The sequence below is a fragment of the Evansella vedderi genome, from assembly GCF_030813435.1.
Taxonomy (GTDB): domain Bacteria; phylum Bacillota; class Bacilli; order Bacillales; family Salisediminibacteriaceae; genus Evansella; species Evansella vedderi.
The window spans coordinates 47,415-67,753 of sequence record NZ_JAUSUG010000026.1; the positions used below are offsets into that span (position 1 = coordinate 47,415).

At 35.8% G+C, this 20,339-nt stretch carries 14 protein-coding genes; all 14 read left to right on the plus strand.

Going from position 1 to position 20,339, the window contains the following annotated elements:
• The first annotated feature begins 230 nt into the window (after positions 1-230).
• The 14 genes from arfA to J2S74_RS23565 all read left to right on the plus strand — a co-directional run bounded on the left by arfA (position 231) and on the right by J2S74_RS23565 (position 20,118).
• Positions 231-1,733, plus strand: a complete 1,503-nt coding sequence (gene arfA / locus J2S74_RS23500) for an arabinosylfuranosidase ArfA (RefSeq protein WP_307330963.1) — start codon at positions 231-233, stop codon at positions 1,731-1,733.
• Between the two features lie 128 nt (positions 1,734-1,861).
• A complete protein-coding gene (locus tag J2S74_RS23505; RefSeq protein ID WP_307330965.1) occupies positions 1,862-2,815 on the plus strand; it encodes a carbohydrate ABC transporter permease in 954 nt (317 codons plus the stop codon).
• Positions 2,815-3,654, plus strand: coding sequence for a carbohydrate ABC transporter permease (locus J2S74_RS23510; RefSeq protein WP_307330966.1), 840 nt, complete (start codon positions 2,815-2,817; stop codon positions 3,652-3,654). Before J2S74_RS23505 ends, J2S74_RS23510 begins: the two co-directional genes overlap by 1 nt.
• Before the next feature lie 33 nt (positions 3,655-3,687).
• Positions 3,688-4,317 (plus strand): YesL family protein, encoded by a 630-nt coding sequence (locus J2S74_RS23515; protein WP_307330969.1) that lies wholly within the window; start codon positions 3,688-3,690, stop codon positions 4,315-4,317.
• Positions 4,318-4,425: 108 nt separating this feature from the next.
• Positions 4,426-5,763, plus strand: a complete 1,338-nt coding sequence (locus J2S74_RS23520; RefSeq protein WP_307330971.1) for an ABC transporter substrate-binding protein — start codon at positions 4,426-4,428, stop codon at positions 5,761-5,763.
• A gap of 146 nt (positions 5,764-5,909) precedes the next feature.
• Positions 5,910-6,899, plus strand: a complete 990-nt coding sequence (locus tag J2S74_RS23525; protein WP_307330974.1) for a LacI family DNA-binding transcriptional regulator — start codon at positions 5,910-5,912, stop codon at positions 6,897-6,899.
• 658 nt (positions 6,900-7,557) lie between these two features.
• Positions 7,558-10,452, plus strand: a complete 2,895-nt coding sequence (locus tag J2S74_RS23530; RefSeq protein ID WP_307330976.1) for an extracellular solute-binding protein — start codon at positions 7,558-7,560, stop codon at positions 10,450-10,452.
• Positions 10,453-10,466: 14 nt separating this feature from the next.
• Complete coding sequence (locus tag J2S74_RS23535; RefSeq protein ID WP_307330979.1) at positions 10,467-11,429, plus strand: carbohydrate ABC transporter permease; 963 nt, start codon at positions 10,467-10,469, stop codon at positions 11,427-11,429.
• Positions 11,430-11,444: 15 nt separating this feature from the next.
• Entirely contained in the window at positions 11,445-12,314 is an 870-nt protein-coding gene (locus J2S74_RS23540) for a carbohydrate ABC transporter permease (RefSeq protein ID WP_307330980.1), read from the plus strand.
• Positions 12,315-12,323: 9 nt separating this feature from the next.
• Entirely contained in the window at positions 12,324-14,366 is a 2,043-nt protein-coding gene (locus J2S74_RS23545) for a YIP1 family protein (RefSeq protein ID WP_307330983.1), read from the plus strand.
• A complete protein-coding gene (locus J2S74_RS23550) occupies positions 14,353-16,719 on the plus strand; it encodes a DUF5696 domain-containing protein (protein WP_307330985.1) in 2,367 nt (788 codons plus the stop codon). Before J2S74_RS23545 ends, J2S74_RS23550 begins: the two co-directional genes overlap by 14 nt.
• A complete protein-coding gene (locus J2S74_RS23555; RefSeq protein WP_307330988.1) occupies positions 16,716-17,588 on the plus strand; it encodes a carbohydrate ABC transporter permease in 873 nt (290 codons plus the stop codon). Before J2S74_RS23550 ends, J2S74_RS23555 begins: the two co-directional genes overlap by 4 nt.
• A 15-nt stretch (positions 17,589-17,603) precedes the next feature.
• Positions 17,604-18,605 (plus strand): carbohydrate ABC transporter permease, encoded by a 1,002-nt coding sequence (locus J2S74_RS23560; protein WP_307330990.1) that lies wholly within the window; start codon positions 17,604-17,606, stop codon positions 18,603-18,605.
• Positions 18,606-18,648: 43 nt separating this feature from the next.
• Complete coding sequence (locus J2S74_RS23565) at positions 18,649-20,118, plus strand: ABC transporter substrate-binding protein (protein ID WP_307330992.1); 1,470 nt, start codon at positions 18,649-18,651, stop codon at positions 20,116-20,118.
• Positions 20,119-20,339 lie beyond the last annotated feature (221 nt).

Genomic DNA, 20,339 nt, shown 5'->3' on the forward strand with positions numbered 1-20,339 from the left:
TTATATATTAGTAAAATGAGGTGTCGAAAAATGTCGACAACTCTGAATTGACAGAATTTTTTAGTGTGTGATACCGTGGACGTACACGATATAAAGAAAGTTTTGTTTAAGTGTAACCGTTTATTTTTTTATTTTAAATTGTGTACGTTAACGTTATATATATACCATAAGGAACTTTTTTCTTCTTTTTTTCGTGTACGTACACAATAAACTTATAAGGGGGAACTGCTATGTTACTTAAGGCAAAAATGACTATTGACAAGGATTATAAGATTGGGCAAATCGATAACCGTATTTATGGATCATTTATCGAACACTTAGGGAGAGCTGTTTATGATGGAATCTATGAACCGGGTCATAGTGCTGCTGATGAACAGGGGTTCCGTAAAGATGTAATAGAAATGGTTAAAGAATTAAAAGTCCCATTGGTTAGATATCCCGGGGGTAATTTTGTATCCGGTTACAATTGGGAAGACGGTGTAGGCCCTGTTAATGATAGACCAAAAAGACTCGATTTAGCATGGAAAACAACGGAGACAAATGAAATAGGAACAAATGAATTTGTTGATTGGACTAATAAGGTTAATGCAGAAGTAAATATGGCTGTAAATTTAGGGACAAGGGGAATAGATGCTGCCCGCAATCTAGTTGAATATTGTAACCATACTTCTGGCTCCTACTATAGTGATTTACGAATTTCTCACGGCTATAAAGAGCCCCATAAGATTAAAACATGGTGTTTAGGAAATGAAATGGACGGACCTTGGCAGATTGGACACAAAACTGCAATTGAATATGGAAGAATTGCTACGGAAGCAGCAAAGGTAATGAAATGGGTAGACCCAACCATTGAGTTAGTGGCATGTGGAAGTTCCAACAGAAATATGCCAACTTTCCCAGAATGGGAAGCAACTGTTCTTGACCATACATATGATCATGTGGATTATATCTCCCTACACCAATATTACGGAAATCATGATAACGACTTAGGGAATTATTTAGCACAGTCAATGGGGATGGATGACTTTATCCGTACGATCATTTCCACAGCAGATTATATTAAGGCAAAAAAGCGAAGTAAAAAAACAATAAACTTGTCATTTGATGAGTGGAATGTTTGGTACCACTCTAGAGAAGCCGATAAACAAATGGAACCGTGGACCGTTGCCCCACCATTACTTGAGGATATTTATAACTTTGAGGATGCCCTTTTAGTTGGAAGTATGTTAATCACCATGTTAAAACATGCTGATCGCGTAAAAATTGCTTGTCTAGCTCAACTTGTAAACGTGATTGCTCCAATTATGACCGATAAGAATGGAGAAGCTTGGAAGCAAACAATTTATTACCCTTATATGCATGCTTCTGTATATGGTAGAGGAACGGCATTAAATGTTTTAACTTCTTCTCCTAAATACGATAGTAAGGATTTTACGGATGTTCCATATCTTGATTCCACTGCTGTATACGATGAGGAAAATGAAACTCTAACCATCTTTGGTGTAAACCGCCACCAAACGGACTCCTTATTGTTAGATTGTGATATTCGAAGTTTTGAAGGTTACCGTGTAGTAGAGCATATTATCCTTGAAAATGATGATATGAAAGCAACAAACAAACAAATTCGAAACAATGTTATTCCTCATAATAACGGTACTGCAGAAGTTAAGGACGGGACGCTAGTTGCCAAGTTGCCGAAACTTTCGTGGAATGTAATAAGGCTAATCAAGTAACTTTTGATGAATCATTCGTAATGTTTACTTTACCTGCTTAATGGCATAGCTGGATATGTTTCCTTCATTGAAAAACATATCCAGTTAATGTCATCTGTAAGGTAGAAGCAAAAAGGAGGAGGTCTTTTATGCTAGAAACATCGAAGAATACTAACCCGGATATAGCACCAATAAAAAATAAAAAGCCTAATAAAGGTTTATTAAATTTCTTAAATTCAAAAAAGGTTGTACCGTATATTTTTGTTTCACCGTTCATTCTTTCATTTTTAGTTCTATCGTTATACCCATCTATTCAAGCAATTATTATGAGTTTCCAGAGAGTACTACCAGGTGAAATTACATTCATCGGATTAAGAAACTATGAAAGAGTTTTTAATCCTACATTTTATAAAGCGCTTTCAAACACGACGATATACGTAATATTAACGGTCGTCATTTTAGTTACCATTCCAATTATATTAGCTGTCTTACTAGATTCGAAGGTTGTGAAATTTAAAACGTTATTTAGAACATCGTTATTTTTACCAGCACTTACTTCTGTTATAGTTGCCGGTATGGTGTTTCGACTTATGTTTGCAGAGACTGACACTGCCGTAGCAAACCAAATACTAAATTGGGTAGGGTTAGAATCAGTCGATTGGAGATATAATGCTTGGTCAGGTATGTTTTTAATGGTTATCCTTGCCTCTTGGCGGTGGATGGGTGTAAATATATTATACTTTTTAGCAGCGTTACAAAATGTACCGAACGAGTTGTATGAAGCAGCAGAAATTGACGGGGCCAATGTGTTACAGAAATTCTTTTATGTCACACTACCATTTTTAAAGCCTGTAACAATATTTGTAGCTACCATTTCTATTATCGGTGGGTTTCGAATGTTTGAAGAAAGTTTTGTTTTCTGGACAGCAGGTTCACCGGGGAATATAGGTTTAACGATTGTAGGTTACTTGTATCAACAGGGGATTCAACAAAATGATATGGGATTTGGTGCCGCAATCGGAGTAATTTTAATGATTATTATTTTTATAATCACTTTAATTCAACTGTTCGTTACAGGTGCCTTTAAAAGGGGGGATGAGTAATGAAGGGTAATACGAATAAAACATTAATATGGAGCCTCACTTTTGGTTTCGCTGTAGTTGCATTTATTGCTCTATTTCCACTTTTAAATTTAATACTTGCTTCCTTTAGACCTTCAACGGAATTGATGCGTAATGGGATTAGTTTAGTATTTGATCCTAGTACAATCACTTTAGATAACTTTATCTATATCTTTACAGAAGCTAGGTCTTATTGGCAATGGTATGGTAATAGTTTAATCATTTCAGCAGTTATCATTGTCACATCTTTATTTTTCTCATCAATGGTTGGTTATGCATTGGCAGTATATGAATTTAAGGGAAGAAACGTTTTCTTTGTCCTTGTATTGTTTATCTTAATGGTGCCATTTGAGATTTTAATGTTACCACTCTTCCAATTAATGATTGACTTACAATTAATTAATACGTATACAGCTGTTGTCCTTCCTGCTGTTGTAGCTCCTATTGCCGTGTTTTTCTTTAGACAATATGCTTTAGGTTTACCTAGAGAATTAATGGACGCAGCAAGGATCGATGGATCTACAGAATATGGAATTTTCTTTAAAATTATGCTCCCGCTAATGGGACCATCTTTAGCCGCAATGGCGATTTTACAAGGTTTAGGGAGCTGGAATAACTTCCTTTGGCCATTAGTTGTATTACGATCAAATGATATGTTTACATTACCTATTGGATTAGCTACCTTATTAACACCATATGGTAATAACTATGACATTCTACTTTCAGGATCAGTTATGACAATTGTACCAATTATTATTCTATTTATTTTCTTCCAACGCTACTTTGTTGCTGGGTTAACTCTTGGAGGAGTAAAAGGTTAGTGGAATTAGTTTCTGAACAAAGAGGTGGTTTACATGCCAAATGGAAAACAAGTAGTATCATCACTTGACCGGGTCCTTCGTTGGATCATGAACCTTGCTGCTATAAATATATTGTGGTTTGTTTATAGCCTCCGAGGTTTGATAGTTGGGGGGGTATTCCCTGCTACTGTAGCTGCTTTAGGTGTATCTAGGAAATTAATTATTGGAGAAGAAATTAAGATATGGAAAACTTATAAAAATATATATCTTCAAGAATTCCGTAGTGCTAATATTCTCGGGTGGATTCTAACTTTCGTAGGGACTTTGCTTTATCTAAATTATAGGGTAATAGCCAATGCATCAGGTGAATTATTATTTGTTATACCATTTGCATTTTACTTTATATTATTTTTCTATTTTATTATTGTTTTATGGTCTTTTCCTTTGTTGGCCCATTACAAATCAACTTTGTTTAAATATATTCAAAATGCTGTAATTATTGGATTGACAAAAATCCATTATACATTTGCGAGCGGTGTATTGGTTTTCACAGTTATATATATTTCTTTAGATTTTCCTGGGTTAATTCCGTTTTTCTCAATTAGTATTGCTGCAATAGGATGTATGTGGATCTCCATGCAGATTTTTGGTCAATTAGATAAAAGGGCATCTTTTGACTCTTAAAAAGTAAAGGGAAATTAGGATTAAGGGGGTGAGGGAGGAGAGATAGTTAAATGCACTTTTGCCAGCTGCTTTTCTGTAAAAAAAACTATTGAATTAGGGGGAAAACTGATGACCAAGAGAAATTTGCTAAGTATTATTATTATTGGAATAATGGCATTTGTTTTAATGGCTTGTGGCGGCAGTGATTCGAGTTCAGGAGAAGCAACAGATTCATCTGTTACTGGTGCAGACCTTGAAGACGCTACTGAATTAACATTTTGGACATTTGTGTCATTACACATGGAATTCTTCGAAGATGCGGCAGAAAGATGGAACGAAGAGAATCCTGATAGGGCGATTAGATTAGTGGCTGAAACATATCCATATGATCAAATGCACAACAATTTATTACTAGCTTTACAGTCTGGTTCAGGTGCACCGGATATTTCGGATATTGAAATCACTCGTTTTCCTAACTACTTACAAGGGGTACCACAGCTTTTACCAATGAATGAATATGTGGAAGAAGTTTATGATCAGTTTGTTTCGTCAAGATTTGAAATTTATGCAAAAGACGGTAATTATTACGGGATGCCAACTCATGTTGGAGCTTCTGTGATGTATTACAACAAAGAAATTATGGAAGCTGCAGGAGTAGATATCGATTCTATTCATACTTGGGATGATTATGTGGAAGCTGGTAAACAAGTAGTAGCCAATACAGATGCATTAATGACAACAGTTCATACTGGCGATTACTTGCCAATGTGGCAATTTATCAGCCAACGTGGGTCTGATTGGTTTGACGAAAATGGCAATTTAACAATTGATGCTCCAGAAAATATTGAAACACTACAATTTTTACTTGATATGATGGATGTACATGAGATTGCAGATCTAACACCTGGTGGACAGCCACATGCTGAAGAATTTTACGCACTTATGAACGAAGGTGGAGCTGCTTCCATTTCAATGCCGATATGGTATATGGGACGTTTTATTGACTATATGCCTGACCTAAAAGGAAAAATGGTTGTACGTCCATTGCCTGCTTGGGAAGAAGGAGGATTCCGTTCCGCTGGTATGGGTGGTACAGGAACAGTAGTAACTAACCAAACGGAACATGCAGAACTTGCTAAAGACTTCTTAGCATTTGCCAAGCTTTCTGTAGAGGCAAACGAACAATTGTGGACAGTTCTTGGTTTTGACCCGCCACGCTGGGATGTTTGGGAAAATGAAGCAATTCAAGCGGATAATAGATTCTATCAATACTTCGGTAACGATATTTTCGATGTATTATTAGAAGTTAGGGATGAGATTAACGCTGTTAATATAACACAGTATACACCGCAAGTAGCAACAGAAATGAATACGAACGTTTTTAATAATGTACTAAGACAAAAAACACATACTCCAGAGGAAGCACTGCGGGAGGCACAGCAGGCTGTTGAAAGTAATATGGATTAAGTCGTAAAAAATTGTAAGGTACATTTTTTTAAAATGTACCTTACATTCTTTATTATGAATAGTAGGGATGATTATTTACTATAAAGAATTAATTATCTATAATTATAGCGTAGTTGCTTTAATAATGAAGATACAGGAGGGGGATTATGCCAGTTAAGATTAAGGATATCGCAAGAATATGTGGTGTTTCAGCAGGAACAGTGGACAGAGCGATAAATAATCGTCCTGGTATTAATGAAAATACGAAAAAGAGAATTCTGAAAGTAGCAAAAGAATTAAACTATCGCCCTAACTATACAGCACAAAGTTTAGTAAAAGGGAAGACGTCAACGTTAGGAGTTATACTATTTGATTTACATAATCGTTCTTTTGCACAATTGATGAATGCAATTGAACTGAAGGCAAGAGAAAACGGGTATTTTGTATATATAACTTTAACCGATAAAGATCCAAATAATGAAAAGCAATGTATTGAGTATCTTGTAGAAAGAAATGTTGATGGTATTATATTATTTTCAGTAAATCGAGGTAACGAATTTGAAGATTATTTAAAGAGCTTCGATATTCCCATTATTACTGTTTTTAATAAAATCTCAGAAAACTGGGATTACGTAGGTATCCGAGAACGCCAGGCAATGAAAGATGCCGTTACACATCTTGTTAATAAAGGTTATGAAAGGTTTATTTATGTTAGCCCGCCACTAATGTACATGGGGAAAACAAATATTTATACACAAGAAGAACGACTTTACGGGTTTATAGAAGGACTAAAATCGTTTAATATCCAAGAAGAACCAATAATAATTAAGGAAAAAAATTATATAGATATATTAAAGGAATGGAATTTTCAAAGTGAATATAAAACCGCAGTTGTTTGTTCCTGTGATCTTTATGCATTAGAGGTTCTTCAATTATTAAAAGAAAAAGGGGTTAACGTACCAGGGAACGTAGGGGTTATGGGATTTGATAATATAGATGTTCTTAAATATGTAACACCTAGGTTAACAACTGTTGAATACCCAATTGAACAAATTGGTTCTGATGCAGTGGAGAGTTTGATTTCTAAAATCGAACATGACCATTTTTTAAATATACCATTACTAGATTACAAGATTATTTTAGGAGAATCTATATAACTTAAGATATCTGCTTTCATAATAGTTTACTTTTTATACCTTGATATTTCTAGGATTAGTGTTACTAGCATTAGGATTAGGATTAGCACTCACAATAATAACACAATATAAGAGAAGAAAGCTCACTTAAATCAAACCCTCTAGCTGATGAAATCCAGCTAGAGGGTTTTTAGTTTAGCTCTATTAAATTACAGCGTACTATTGGAGTTGGTGTGAGCGGAAGCCCGCGAAAGCCGACTGTCTCTTCCTCTACAAGCTTATGCTTAGTAGCCTATGCGTCTTTTCAACTCAAAGCTTAGTCGTGATGTAAACGCTCGTTCCTGCGGGAACTTTAAGTGAAAAATAAAAAAATATGTCGAAAAAACAAAGAAATGTGGTAAGTTAAGCTTAAGAAATACATTACCATAGTATAAAAAAGTAATGCATTCGTTAATCAATATTCCTATTAATTATAACATACATGATTAATCTCTTTATTAATAAATGGGGCAAAATAATAGGATGATATACATAAAAAATTTTATTGACAGCGTTTTCTTATATGTTTATAGTTAACGTATAAGTTAATTATCAAATTATTTCCGCTTTATTTATTAACATTTTTATTAATGATTTGCTGGGGGGGGGGATCCACTTGCTTTACAAAAAATTCAGAAAAGTGATACTAGTTACAATGGTAGTTGCGTTAACATTCTCTCAACTTTCAATTACTAACATAAAGGTGGAAGGTTCAGGTGAACCGAGTTCGTCTAATAGTAATGAAACCCTATTTAATACAAGTTCCATTTTAAGTGGAAGATATAGTTCCTACATAAATGAGCATGAAGGGAATCTTCATGTTGGGGCGGATATTATTTTTGAAAATATGGAAGAAATCGTCACGGATCCATCTTTTTTAGACAGTTATGATGGACAGACGGTTGTTAGAGTTGAACCGAATGAAGAGGTTACATTTCAACTTCAAGCACCGGCTGATGCATTATATACGATAGGATTAACTTACTTAAGTGATGATCAAAATGTTTTGCCAGCACAAGCACAAATGACATTAAATGGTGAACTGCCATTCTATGAATTAAGAAACTTAACATTTGAAAGTAAGTGGAAATCTCCTGAAACCGTTCCTTTAGATAAATACGGAAATGAAATTGTACCGCAACCGATCAAAGCGAAAGAATGGCAAACGAAGTTCATTGGAGACTCAAGCTATAGGATAAGTGATCCATTTTTGATTGAATTAAACAGGGGAGAAAATGAGATTACTTTAAGAATGATAGAGGGAAGTTTATTAATTAGTACAATAACCTTATCCTCCCATAAGGAATTACCAAGCTATGAAAGTGCTCAAGTGGAAGGGGATCAATTTATCTTAATTCAAGGCCAGGATATCGCTTATCGAAGTGACTCGTCTATTCGCCCTGGAGCCTTATTCAATGTAGATCTAACTCCTTACCGTTCCGATAAAAGAGTTTTGAATTACTTAGATGATAATTCTTTTAAAAGGGCAGGTCATAGAGTTACTTACGAATTTGAAGTGGAAGAATCGGGGTACTACTATCTCGGATTGAATTATAGACAAAATGCAAAAGCTGATTTCCCAGTTTTTATGAATATTCACATTAATGACAAAATTCCATTTGAAGAATTTAAGAATTATCCATTTAACTATAATACGAGATTTACAAACACTACCGTAAGAGATTTAGGAACAAATGAAAAGATACCTGTTTATTTAGAAGAAGGATCTCATACGATAAGTTTTACTATTAGTTTAGATTATGTTAAGCCGACAATAGAAGCAGTGGAACGACTAATCAATGAAATACAATTTTTATCTCTAGAAATTACTAATTTAGCTGGACCTAACGCTGACCGTCATCGTGACATTAATGTGGAAGAGTTTATTCCTGGGGTTACGGATCAGCTAGTGGCTTGGGCAGATGAAATGAATCTCTTATATGAGAATCTGAGAGTTCATAACCCTAACGTAACGGAAATTGGGGCGTTCGCTTCCTTAAATATCGCCGAAACTCAGTTAAGAAGTCTTGCAGATGAAATTGATAAATTAGTAGTAAGAAAAAATGAGTTATCTACAGGTACCAACTCTATTACAGCATATTTAGGCAACTTAATAATGGAAATCAATGATAACGGATTTGCATTAGATCAATTTTATTTTTATCAAGATGAATCAGATATTCCAGAGAGGGCTGGGTTTATCCAAAGGCAATTCTCGAGTATAGAAAGGTTAGTGATGTCATTTACGAATCAAGATTATTCCGTTGACAACGTTAACCCAGACAATCTTCAAGTTTGGATAAATCGTCCTAGACAATATATTGAAATTATTCAGCAATTGATTGATGAGCAATTTACGCCGGAGACAGGGATAGAAGTAGATATATCGATCATGCCAGATCAAAATAAGTTAATTTTAGCCAATGCCGCTGGAGAAGCGCCTGACGTGGCAGTTGGTGTTAACTACGCCCTTCCATTTGAGATTGCGATTAGAGGAGCGTTGCAGGATTTGACGGAGTTTGATGATTTCGATGAAGTGAAAGAAAGATTTCCTGCTGGGTTACATGTTCCTGCAACCGTAAAAGATGGAATTTATGCTTTACCAGATACGAAGAACTTTTGGGTATTGTTCTATCGAACAGATATTTTAGAGAGTTTAGAGTTACCGGTTCCTGAAACGATCGATGAGGTTAGAACATATCTTCCTGAATTACAAAGAAGAGGGATGAATTTCTTCTATCCGACAGCGGGGATGCCTGGTTTAAAATTATTTGCCGGTACGATGCCGATTATTTATCAAAATGGCGGAAGATTTTACGGTGAAAACATTGGAAGAACTACTTTGAACGAAAATGCAGCTATTGAAGGCATGAGACAGTTAACTGATTTGTTCACTATTTACAACATTCCATACGACGTACCAAGCTTTTATCAACAGTTTAGGGATGGTTCCTTACCTATTGGTATTTCTGATTACTTTATGTATAACCTAATTTTGAACGCAGCGCCAGAAATTGCTAATTCTTGGGATATTGCCTTGATGCCAGGGATTGAAAATGAAGACGGGGAGATTGAAAGATGGTCTGCCGGTGGAGCGGAAAGTAATATCATTTTCAATGATACTGAAAAAAGTGATGAAGCATGGGAATTCTTGAAATGGTGGTCTAGTACAGAAGTACAAATAGCTTTCGGTAACATTTTGCAGACAACCTATGGAGAAGAATATATTTGGAATACTGCTAATATGGAAGCCTATGCTGGCTTACCTTGGATTACATCCCATAAGGAAATAATCTTAGCACAAACAGAGTGGGTAACAGAGGTTCCAAGGGTACCTGGAAGTTACATGTTAGAGAGGGAACTTAGTAATGCCTATAACTCTATTATCCTAGATGGAGTAAATTTAAGAACAGCTATAGATTTAGCTAGTAAACGGATTAACCGGGAAACTGCACGTAAGCTAGAGGAATTTGGATATATAAGGGATGGAGAAGTCATTCAACACTACCCTAATCCTGAGATTAGTAATGATTAATGGGGGTAAAATTTATGCCAAAGGTAAATAATTTGGGCGAGGCGGCAGTGGAGATTAAAAAAGATCCGCCAAAGCTTCAAAGCATTTTGCAAAAAGCCAAAAGGGTAAATAAAACCCCGTATCTCTTTTTGCTGCCGTACATGCTATTGTTTTTGACATTTATTATAATTCCAATTTTAATGGCGATCTATTTATCCTTTACCAACTTTAATACGATAGAACGCCCTGACTTTATTGGATTTTTGAATTATATCAATCTATTAACGCAAGATGAGATTTTCATGCAATATGTATTGCCGAATACGGTACTCTTTGCACTAATTGTAGGACCGGGGGGCTATATTTTAGCCTTCCTCCTCGCTTGGTGTTTAGCACAATTGACGAAAGGACCACGAACAATCCTAGCGCTCATTTTTTACTCCCCATCCATGACATCTGGGGTAGCGATGGCGGTTGTGTGGACCATCATCTTTAGTGGTAACCAAGCGGGGTATGCAAACAGTATTTTAATGAGACTAGGATTTATTACAGAACCACTTATCTTCTTGCAAGATACTAGATTTATTCTATTAATTATGATTGTCGTTGCCCTTTGGAGCAGTATGGGGGTTGGATTCTTAGCCATGCTTGCAGGTGTATTAAATGTAGATGAGACACTGTACGAAGCTGGAGCAATTGACGGAATTAAAAATCGGTTCCAGGAGCTTATTTACATTACCATTCCATCCATGAAACCACAAATGCTGTTCGGAGCAGTAATGGCCATTGTAAATACGTTTGCTACTGGAATGATAGGGGTCCAATTGACAGGGTCTAACCCAACGCCAAACTATGCCGGTCAATTAATTGTTAACCATATTGAAGACTACGGATTTATTCGATTTGAAATGGGATATGCCGCAGCGCTATCCGTTGTGCTCTTATTAATTATATTTGTTTTTGCACGCATTTCGAAAAAGCTATTTAGCGAATCCTAAGAAAGGAAGTATCTTATGGCTCTGAAAGTAAGCGGTGCTAATCCTAAAAAGTTTCATAAAAGCCAATTGAAATTCTATATATTCTTAATTCCATTTGCGATTTTTATGATGCTGCCAATCGTATTTATCTTTAATCATGCCTTTAAGCCGCTCGATGAACTGTATGCTTTTCCACCTAGGTTCTTTGTTTATCGACCAACCTTTGATAACTTTGTGAACCTGTTTCAATTAGCTAACTCATCGGGTATTCCATTAAGTCGATATGTATTTAATAGTTTACTAGTAACATTTTCTATTGTATTTTTCGCGGTAGTCATCTCAACATTAGCGGGATACGTCCTTTCGAAAAAGAACTTTAAAGGAAAGTTTGTCTTATTTGAAATTAATACTGCAGCATTAATGTTTGTGCCAATTGCCGTTATCATTCCAAGGTTTTTGACAGTATCTGTTTTAGGAATAGAAGACACATACTTTGCTCATATTCTTCCTTTACTAGCTATGCCTGTTGTGTTGTTTCTATTAAAACAGTTTATCGATCAGATTCCTGATTCCCTAATTGAGGCAGCGGTTATTGATGGTGCCAGTGATTTTAAAATTTACTTGAAAATTATTTTACCGTTAATTAAACCGGCAATTGCAACAGCCGCAATTTTAGCATTCCAATTAGCATGGAACGACTTAGAAACTTCTATTCTATTCACAACAAGTGAAAATATGAGAACGTTAGCCTTCTTCATGAACACACTCGTTGCTAATACAAACGTAGTTGTTGGTCAAGGGATGGCAGCAGTAGCATCATTAATTATGTTTGTACCAAATTTAATTCTATTCATTATTTTACAAAGTATGGTTATGAACACGATGTCGCATTCTGGGTTAAAGTAGGTGTTTAAAATGCTAAAAAAGAACAAAATGATTACATTCTTGATTTTTCTCGTTACTTTTTCCTTAGTTAATCCGAGTCATAGTTTGGCCAATACTGCTTATAAAACCTTCACAGAGGACGGGTATGGCAACTATGTAGAAACCCAGACTGCGTATACCGTTAGTGAAACCATTTTTAAATTTGGCGATGAGTTATTTAGGCAAGCCTCAGATTTAAAGATTGATCAAAATGGTTTGCTCTATGTTTCCGATACGGGTAATGGTCGTATTTTGGTCGGGACAAGAGATGGGGAACTTGTAGGGATTATAGGGGAGGACGTATTAGCTAGACCGAATGGTATTTTTATCTCTGAAGATGAGAAGTTATATGTTGCCGATGAAGTAGAGGCAAAAGTATTTGTCTTTTCACTGGAAGGGGAACTTCTATCTGAATTCGGAAGACCAGATAGTATTTTATTCGGTAGTTCGTCTACCTTTGTCCCTGAAAAAGTAGCAGTAGATAGAAGAGATAACATTTATATTATTTCAAGGGGAAATTCAAACGGAATTATTCAAATTAATGCAAATAGTGGCCAGTTTATTGGATACTTTTCACCTAATAGAACAGTAGTTACACCGTTAACAATGTTTAGACGGGCTATCTTTTCAGAAGAACAATTAGCTAGAATGATTGATATGGTCCCGCCGACAGCACACAACCTTAATATTGATGATCGAGGACTTGTGTATACAGTAACGCAAGGTGTGTCCAATGAAGCTATTAAGAAACTAAATATGGCTGGGTCCAATATTATTGACATGAATGTGTTTGATCCTTTTCCTTCGTCCATTGATATAGGACCACTAGAAAACATTTTTGTTGCTGGTGAAAACGGTTTTATATATGAGTACACCAGTGAAGGGAACTTATTATTTGTATTTGGCGGTAGAGATGATGGACGTCAGCGTGTGGGACTTTTCGGTAAAATATCAGCCATTGTGGTTGATGAAAGGGGCCACCTATACGCCCTTGATCCGGAAAAAAATCAGATTCAAATATTTGAACCAACAGAGTTTACTAATTTAGTTCACGAAGCCTTAACTCTCTATCAAAATGGTGACTATGAAGCTAGTAAAGAACCATGGCAAGAGGTAATCAGGCTAAATAGCTTATTCGATTTTGCTAACTTAGGTTTGGGAGAAGCCTACTTCAAAGAAGAAAATTATGAAGCGGCATTAACTTCCTTCCGTTTAGCTAAATATAAAGACGGATACTCCGATGCTTTTTGGGAGCTGCGAAATGTCTGGATGAGAGAAAATATTATTAATCTCCTTTATATAGCCCTTGGATTATTTATCCTTAAGAAAATCGTATCAAGAGTAGAAAGAAAATATCGAATCTGGAATTCCTTTAAGTCAAAAATGGATGAAAAATATAACCTTAAATTATTAAAGGACCTTGTTTTTATTAAAAACATGATCCGTCATCCAATCGATAGCTTTTATAGTATTAAATATGAAAATAAAACGAGCATTCTCTCTTCTACGATTTTTATTTTCTTGTTTTTTGTCCTCTATGTTCTAGAGAAGTATTATTCAGGGTTTATATTTAGGACAGTAGAAGATGGAGAGTTTGCTATTGGTACCGACTTTGTAATGGTATTTGGTGTTTTCCTTCTAGTAATTACTTGTAACTACTTAGTTTGTACCATTAATGATGGAGAAGGTAAGTTCCAACATATTTACAGTGGGTTCGTATATTCCTTTGCTCCATATTTTATTATTAAGCCTTTTGTTATTATATTCAGCAATATCTTAACCTTTAATGAGGTATATTTACTAAACTTTACGAACTTCTTTATATATTCCTGGGTGGCAATATTAATTGTCATAATGATCAAGGAAATTAATGATTACACACTTAAAGAAACAATCAAAATCATTTTGTTAACCATGTTTACGATCCTTATCGCAGTACTATTAATCTTTATCGTTTACGTGTTAGTGGCACAAATGCTTTCGTTCTTTGTTTCTATCTTTAACGAGGGGGTGTATCGAATTGAACATCGTTAAAATAAAGGCAAAGCCCAAAACAATCATAAAATTGATCCTGTTTCTTGCTATTGTTATTAGCTCCATTATTTTCCTTGCTACTGACGATAGTCCAGAAATTACAGTAGACACGCCTGCTGTACCTTCTGTACCGGAACCAGGAGAGGCACCAAGTGAGGAAGAGCCGGAGACGGAGGTTGAACAACCGATACAAGCTCCCCCACCTGAACAAATAGGTTTGGATGAGGCAGGACCTGAAAACAGAGCTAAATTTGTTGAATCGAGACAAGAAGAAATTGATGGACACCGATTTTTAACAGAAAACAGTAAGATGGAAATGTATGTGAAGGAAGAGAATCTCTCCATCATTATGAGGGATAAAATAACAGGTGCAGTAATGTACTCTACCATTCAAGATCCAGTTCAGAGTAATGAATCGTGGACCAATTTTATGAAATCTTCTATTGTTATGGAATATTTAGTTGGAACGAATATTGTTACTTACCGGGCGGATATGTATTCAGGCAACCCACAAAAGAATGTTACGTATCACGAAAATGGGTTCAACGCAGAAATATATTATCCAGAACTTGAGATTTCTTTTGAGCTAGCAGTTACGTTGACAGAGGCAGGCTTTGTTGCTGAAATACCAAGGGAAAAAATTCAAGAAAACAACGAAAGATATAGAGTATCCGGATTTTATGTGTATCCATTCTTAGGTTATTCCAAATTAGGTGACCGTGAAGGGTATATGTTCATTCCAGATGGTTCAGGAGCTTTAATTCATTTAAAAGACAATGACGGAAAATATAGACAACCATATTCCAGGATGGTATATGGAAGGAATGTGGGTATTGATGACCCCCATGTATTATCCCTGTTTAACAATAGAAACCCGTTTAATGACCCTGAGGATATCTTAGCCCCAGTGTTTGGAATGGTACAAACGGATTCGGAAATTGGGTTTCTTGGAATTATTGAGGAAGGGCAATTTAGTGCAAGAATAGAAGCCTACCCAAGCGGGGCAATTCTTCCGTATAACTGGATTACTTCTAAGTTTATTTATCGTCAAGTTTATAATCAGCCTACTAGTCAGGACTCCGGGTCTATGGTTGTTAGGCAAAGAAATAAAAACAATTTCGATATTAGGGTTCGCTATGAATTTGTTACTCAAGAAAATGCCAATTATTTCGGACTGGCCGAAACGTATCGAAACTATTTGTTAGACAACAACCTTATTGCGAAAAAAGAAGATGAGTTTAATGTACGTATCGATTTATTCGGCTCAGACTTAGAACAAGGTCTCTTGTTTAAAAGGGATGTTCCAATGACCACTTTCAGTCAGGCGAGCAATATTCTTAATACGTTACAAGCTAATGGTGTTGAAAATATACTTTCCATTTACAAAGGTTGGCAGAATAAAGGGATTTATGGGGGCTTACCAATACGATCCTTTAACCCTGAATCAGCCCTTGAAGATGATAAGAGTCTTCAAAGTCTATTAGAAGAAACGAGAGAGAATAACATTGATTTATTCTTACACCATGATGCATTAAGGATAAATTTAGATGAATATCGAAATTCAAGATATAAAGTCATGAGAAAGTTTAATAAACGTCGCCATACGGATGATGTTTATGGAAATGTATACCGTTCCTTTCATTTCTTACATCCAGAATCCTCTGTTGAGTTATTGGAGAGAATGAAACCAAACTATATCAATAATAATGTGGAAAATATATTGATTAGCGGAATTTCTAATGAATTGTTCTCCTTTAGTGAGAATAATCGAGAATATGACAGGATTGTGACGAAGGAATACTATGAATCTATTATTTCAGATTATGATAGCACCTTTAATCTAATGCTAGAGCAACCATTTTCTTACTTGTGGAAGTATACGGATGCCATTATTGATTTACCATCAGGCTCCTCGGACTATGTATTTACGGATGAGGATATTCCGTTTCTAGCATTAACATTAAGAGGAATAGTGCCAATGTATTCAGAGTATGTAAACTTTCAAGCAAACCAGGTGGAGTTTTTCTTACAGTTAGTTGAGCAAGGGTTAAAACCATCTTTCTTAATCACTCATGAAGATCCATCTGCACTAATTAATACTAACTCTTCCCATATTTATAGCTCGAAATTTGATCTGTACGAAGAGATCATTGAAGATTATTATTTTCAATTAAAGGAAATACACGAGAAAACGAAAGGTTCCATGATTACCAATTATGAACGGTCTAATGGTGTGACGACAGTAACATATGATAACGGAACTATAATTTATGTAAACTATCAAGAAAATGATGTTACGATTGGCGGGCAAACAATTGAAGCATTATCTTATAAGGTGGTGCAAGGCCGTTGAAGATAAATAGAAAAAGTATGTATGGATATTTATTTATATCACCTTGGCTGGTAGGGTTTTTAATATTCGTGTTATGGCCGTTAATTCAGTCGTTCTATTTCAGTTTAAATAACATGAGAATCACACCGCAAGGGTTGCAATTTAGATATGTAGGGTTTAACAACTATTTAGATGTTTGGCTTAGAGATATGTTCTTTATTCAGGAACTTCTACAATTTGTGCTCCACATCATTGTAAGAGTACCGGTTATTGTTGTATTTGCCCTTATTATTGCCATGCTTTTAAATCAAAAAGTAAAATTCCAAGGGGCATTTAGAACGATTTTCTTCCTGCCAGTAATTGTGGTGAGTGGACCTGTTATTGATCAGTTAATTAGTCAAGGTGCAACTACAGTACCGATGGTAAACCAAGGGGTAATCATAGGTGTATTAACGCAAGTATTTCCAATGTGGTTTGCCCAAGTAATTGGGGAGCTATTTAATCAAATTATTACAATCCTATGGTATTCCGGTGTACAAATTCTCATTTTCCTTGCTGTGCTTCAAAAGATAGACCCTTATTTATATGAAGCAGCGAAAATTGATGGAGCTTCTGGGTGGGAGTGCTTTTGGAAGATTACCCTGCCAACGATTAAACCAATCATCTTGATTAATTTCGTGTATACCCTTGTTTTCCTTGCAAACAGCAGTCAAAACACGATTATTAATTTAATTTATATGAATATGTTCTCAGCTACGAGGGGATATGGGTTTGCCTCCGCAATGGCTTGGATGTACGCCGTTATTATTGCCCTAATGTTGCTTATCATTTTCTTTGTCTTCCGTGAAAAAGAAGGGCCAAAACGGGCTAGAAAAGTAAAACGGGTATAGGAAGGAGGAAGGCTTATGGCAGTTCCAAAAATGAGAAATCCATTGGAATTTATTAAAAGTGATAGATTTACCACGAAAGAAAAATTCAGGATTGTACGAGCGAAAATTGCTCGATTCTTATTCGGGTTTAACGACAGAGCAGGCTTTCTATTAAGACTAGTGATTTATACATTACTGTTATGTATTGGTTTCGTTTACTTGTACCCGATGCTTTATATGTTTGTAACTAGTATGCAATCATTAGAAGATTTGCTTGATACATCAGTAAACTGGATACCTTCCGCCCTTTATACAGATAACTATGCACGGGCATATTCTGTAATGAATATAAGAGACTCTTTACTTGGGAGCTTCTTAATAGCTGGAGCACCTACTATTTTTCAAGTAGCAGTGGCAGCACTAGTAGGTTACGGTTTTGCTAGATTTGATTTTAGATTTAAAAAATTGTTCTTTGTTTTAATGATTTTCAGTTTTATTATTCCGCCACAAATATTAATGATGCCAACGTATAGACTGTTCAGTAACTTAGAGTTAACTGGATCATTAAATGCATTTATCGTGCCGGCAGCTTTAGGGCAAGGATTAAACAGTACTATTTTCATATTAATTTTCTATCAATTTTTTAAACAAACACCACAATCTTTATATGAGGCGGCAGAGGTAGATGGAGCCAATCAATTTACGTGCTTCTTTAGAATTGCCGTACCAATGGCAGGACCAGCGTTTATCATTGCATTCCTATTTTCCTTTGTTTGGTATTGGAATGAAACCTACTTAACGACGTTATATTTAACAAGTAGATCCAATGATTTAACAACAATATTACTGCAATTACAGCAATTTGATCAAAACTTTGCTGCTATGTACCCTGTTACCGAAAACAGTCCCCATAGAATTAATGAAGGGATTCGAATGGCAGGTACAATTATAAGTGTTTTACCATTACTAATTATTTACTTCTTCTTACAAAGATACTTCGTTGAAAGTGTCGATCGTACTGGTATTGCTGGTGAATAATCACCGTAATATAAATAAATTAAAATGAAGCGGGGGAAATGAAATGGAAAGGAAGTCTTTTTTAACTTTTTTAGTTTCAGCTTTACTATTTCTTTTGTTGATTGTTGGATGTTCCAATGATGAGCCAGCAGAAGGTGGAAATGTTTCTGATGGAGAAACTGACACAGAAGAAACTAGTGATGACAATGGCGAAGGTGGAGAAGAGTCAGCGTTGCCTCCTATGACAGAGGATGAAATCACGTTAACTTATGCATCTTGGGCTAATGGTCAGTTAAATGAGTTTTTAGCTGATAGATTTATGGAGAAATATCCAAATATTACTGTAGAGGTTGTTCATTTAGAATTTGACGGTTGGAACGATCATTTAACAAACTTAGCAAGTACTGGTGATTTACCTGATGTTTATTGGTATTTAGGAAATGTTGATGTTCCAATTCGAAATGGTTGGTTAGGTGATATTACGGAGTATTTTGAAAATGACCCTGAATCAGAAGATATTTTATCTACTTTGAAAATCCAAGGTTATTTTGATGGAGAAAGAAAACTAGCAGCTCCAATGCAGCTTTTACCATTTACAATTTATTTAGATGAAAATCTATTCAATCAGATGAATGTAGATATGCCTTCAGCTGATTGGACATATAGCGAAATGTTAGAATTAATGCAAGAAATGACAGTACCTGAGCAAGGAATTTTTGGTTACAACACATTCACTCAATTATTAACTATGGCGCCAATTGTAAATAACGATGCATTCGGTGAGTTTGGTTGGGATGGAGAAAAGTATGATTTAACGAAAGATTGGGCAGACGCAATTACTCAACATGCACAATTTGTAAGAAGCGGTGTACATGCACCTTTCTTTGACACTGATGAGGCAGAAGCAGCATTTGGTGATAGATTACAATGGGCAGCGAGCACAGGCCGTGTAGCGATGCAGTTAGATGCATGGTGGACAATTGACTTATTTGCAACTCCTGAATTCCAAGATAGAGGAATTAACTGGGTTCCATATCCTGTTCCAAGAGGAGACAATGCAGAGTCCCTGCATAAACCAGCGTTCGTTGACTTTGGAGCTATTTCGTCCGGAACAGATCACCCACGTGAAGCATATGAGCTATTAAAGTTCTTCGGATGGGGGAAAGATGGCTGGTTAGCAAAATTAGAAGCATTTGAAACATTAACTCATGAAGATGGTAACCCAGTATTTACTTTCCCATATGGTCTTCCTCTAATCAATGACGAAGAAATTTGGGATGGTGTTGCAGCACTTCTTCCACAAAATGAGTATTACAGCAATTTCTTAGAAAGAGTAAGAGAGCCAATTCCACTTGGTGGAGCTTCTCAACCAGGATTCCAAACATTCTTAGATGAAGTTTACTTCGGTGGTGAATACGGTGATGTACAAGCAGCAATCATTAATGGGGAAGTAAATGCCCATGATATTGCACAAAACCTAACAGACATGGCTAACCGTATCAGAGAAGAAGTAATGGAAGACTTATTCTGGTAAAAAGAAAAGCAACCGATTTGCCCTTCGTGGACAAGTCGGTTGTACTATTAAAGCCTAACAAAACTAGCTTAAAACCAAATAGGAAAGGTGAGTTTTATGAGTTCAGTAAATAGAGCAAAAATGATTGTAGACAAGGATTTTCGTGTATCAGAGATTGACGAAAGAATTTACGGTTCCTTTATTGAACATCTTGGCCGTGCTGTATACGGTGGTGTATATGA

Bases quoted from the DNA above. Each gene is read 5' to 3' on its own strand.
- arfA (WP_307330963.1), top strand. From the start codon at position 231: ATGTTACTTAAGGCAAAAATGACTATTGACAAGGATTATAAGATTGGG.
- J2S74_RS23505 (WP_307330965.1), top strand. From the start codon at position 1,862: ATGCTAGAAACATCGAAGAATACTAACCCGGATATAGCACCAATAAAA.
- J2S74_RS23510 (WP_307330966.1), top strand. From the start codon at position 2,815: ATGAAGGGTAATACGAATAAAACATTAATATGGAGCCTCACTTTTGGT.
- J2S74_RS23515 (WP_307330969.1), top strand. From the start codon at position 3,688: ATGCCAAATGGAAAACAAGTAGTATCATCACTTGACCGGGTCCTTCGT.
- J2S74_RS23520 (WP_307330971.1), top strand. From the start codon at position 4,426: ATGACCAAGAGAAATTTGCTAAGTATTATTATTATTGGAATAATGGCA.
- J2S74_RS23525 (WP_307330974.1), top strand. From the start codon at position 5,910: ATGCCAGTTAAGATTAAGGATATCGCAAGAATATGTGGTGTTTCAGCA.
- J2S74_RS23535 (WP_307330979.1), top strand. From the start codon at position 10,467: ATGCCAAAGGTAAATAATTTGGGCGAGGCGGCAGTGGAGATTAAAAAA.
- J2S74_RS23540 (WP_307330980.1), top strand. From the start codon at position 11,445: ATGGCTCTGAAAGTAAGCGGTGCTAATCCTAAAAAGTTTCATAAAAGC.
- J2S74_RS23545 (WP_307330983.1), top strand. From the start codon at position 12,324: ATGCTAAAAAAGAACAAAATGATTACATTCTTGATTTTTCTCGTTACT.
- J2S74_RS23560 (WP_307330990.1), top strand. From the start codon at position 17,604: ATGGCAGTTCCAAAAATGAGAAATCCATTGGAATTTATTAAAAGTGAT.
- J2S74_RS23565 (WP_307330992.1), top strand. From the start codon at position 18,649: ATGGAAAGGAAGTCTTTTTTAACTTTTTTAGTTTCAGCTTTACTATTT.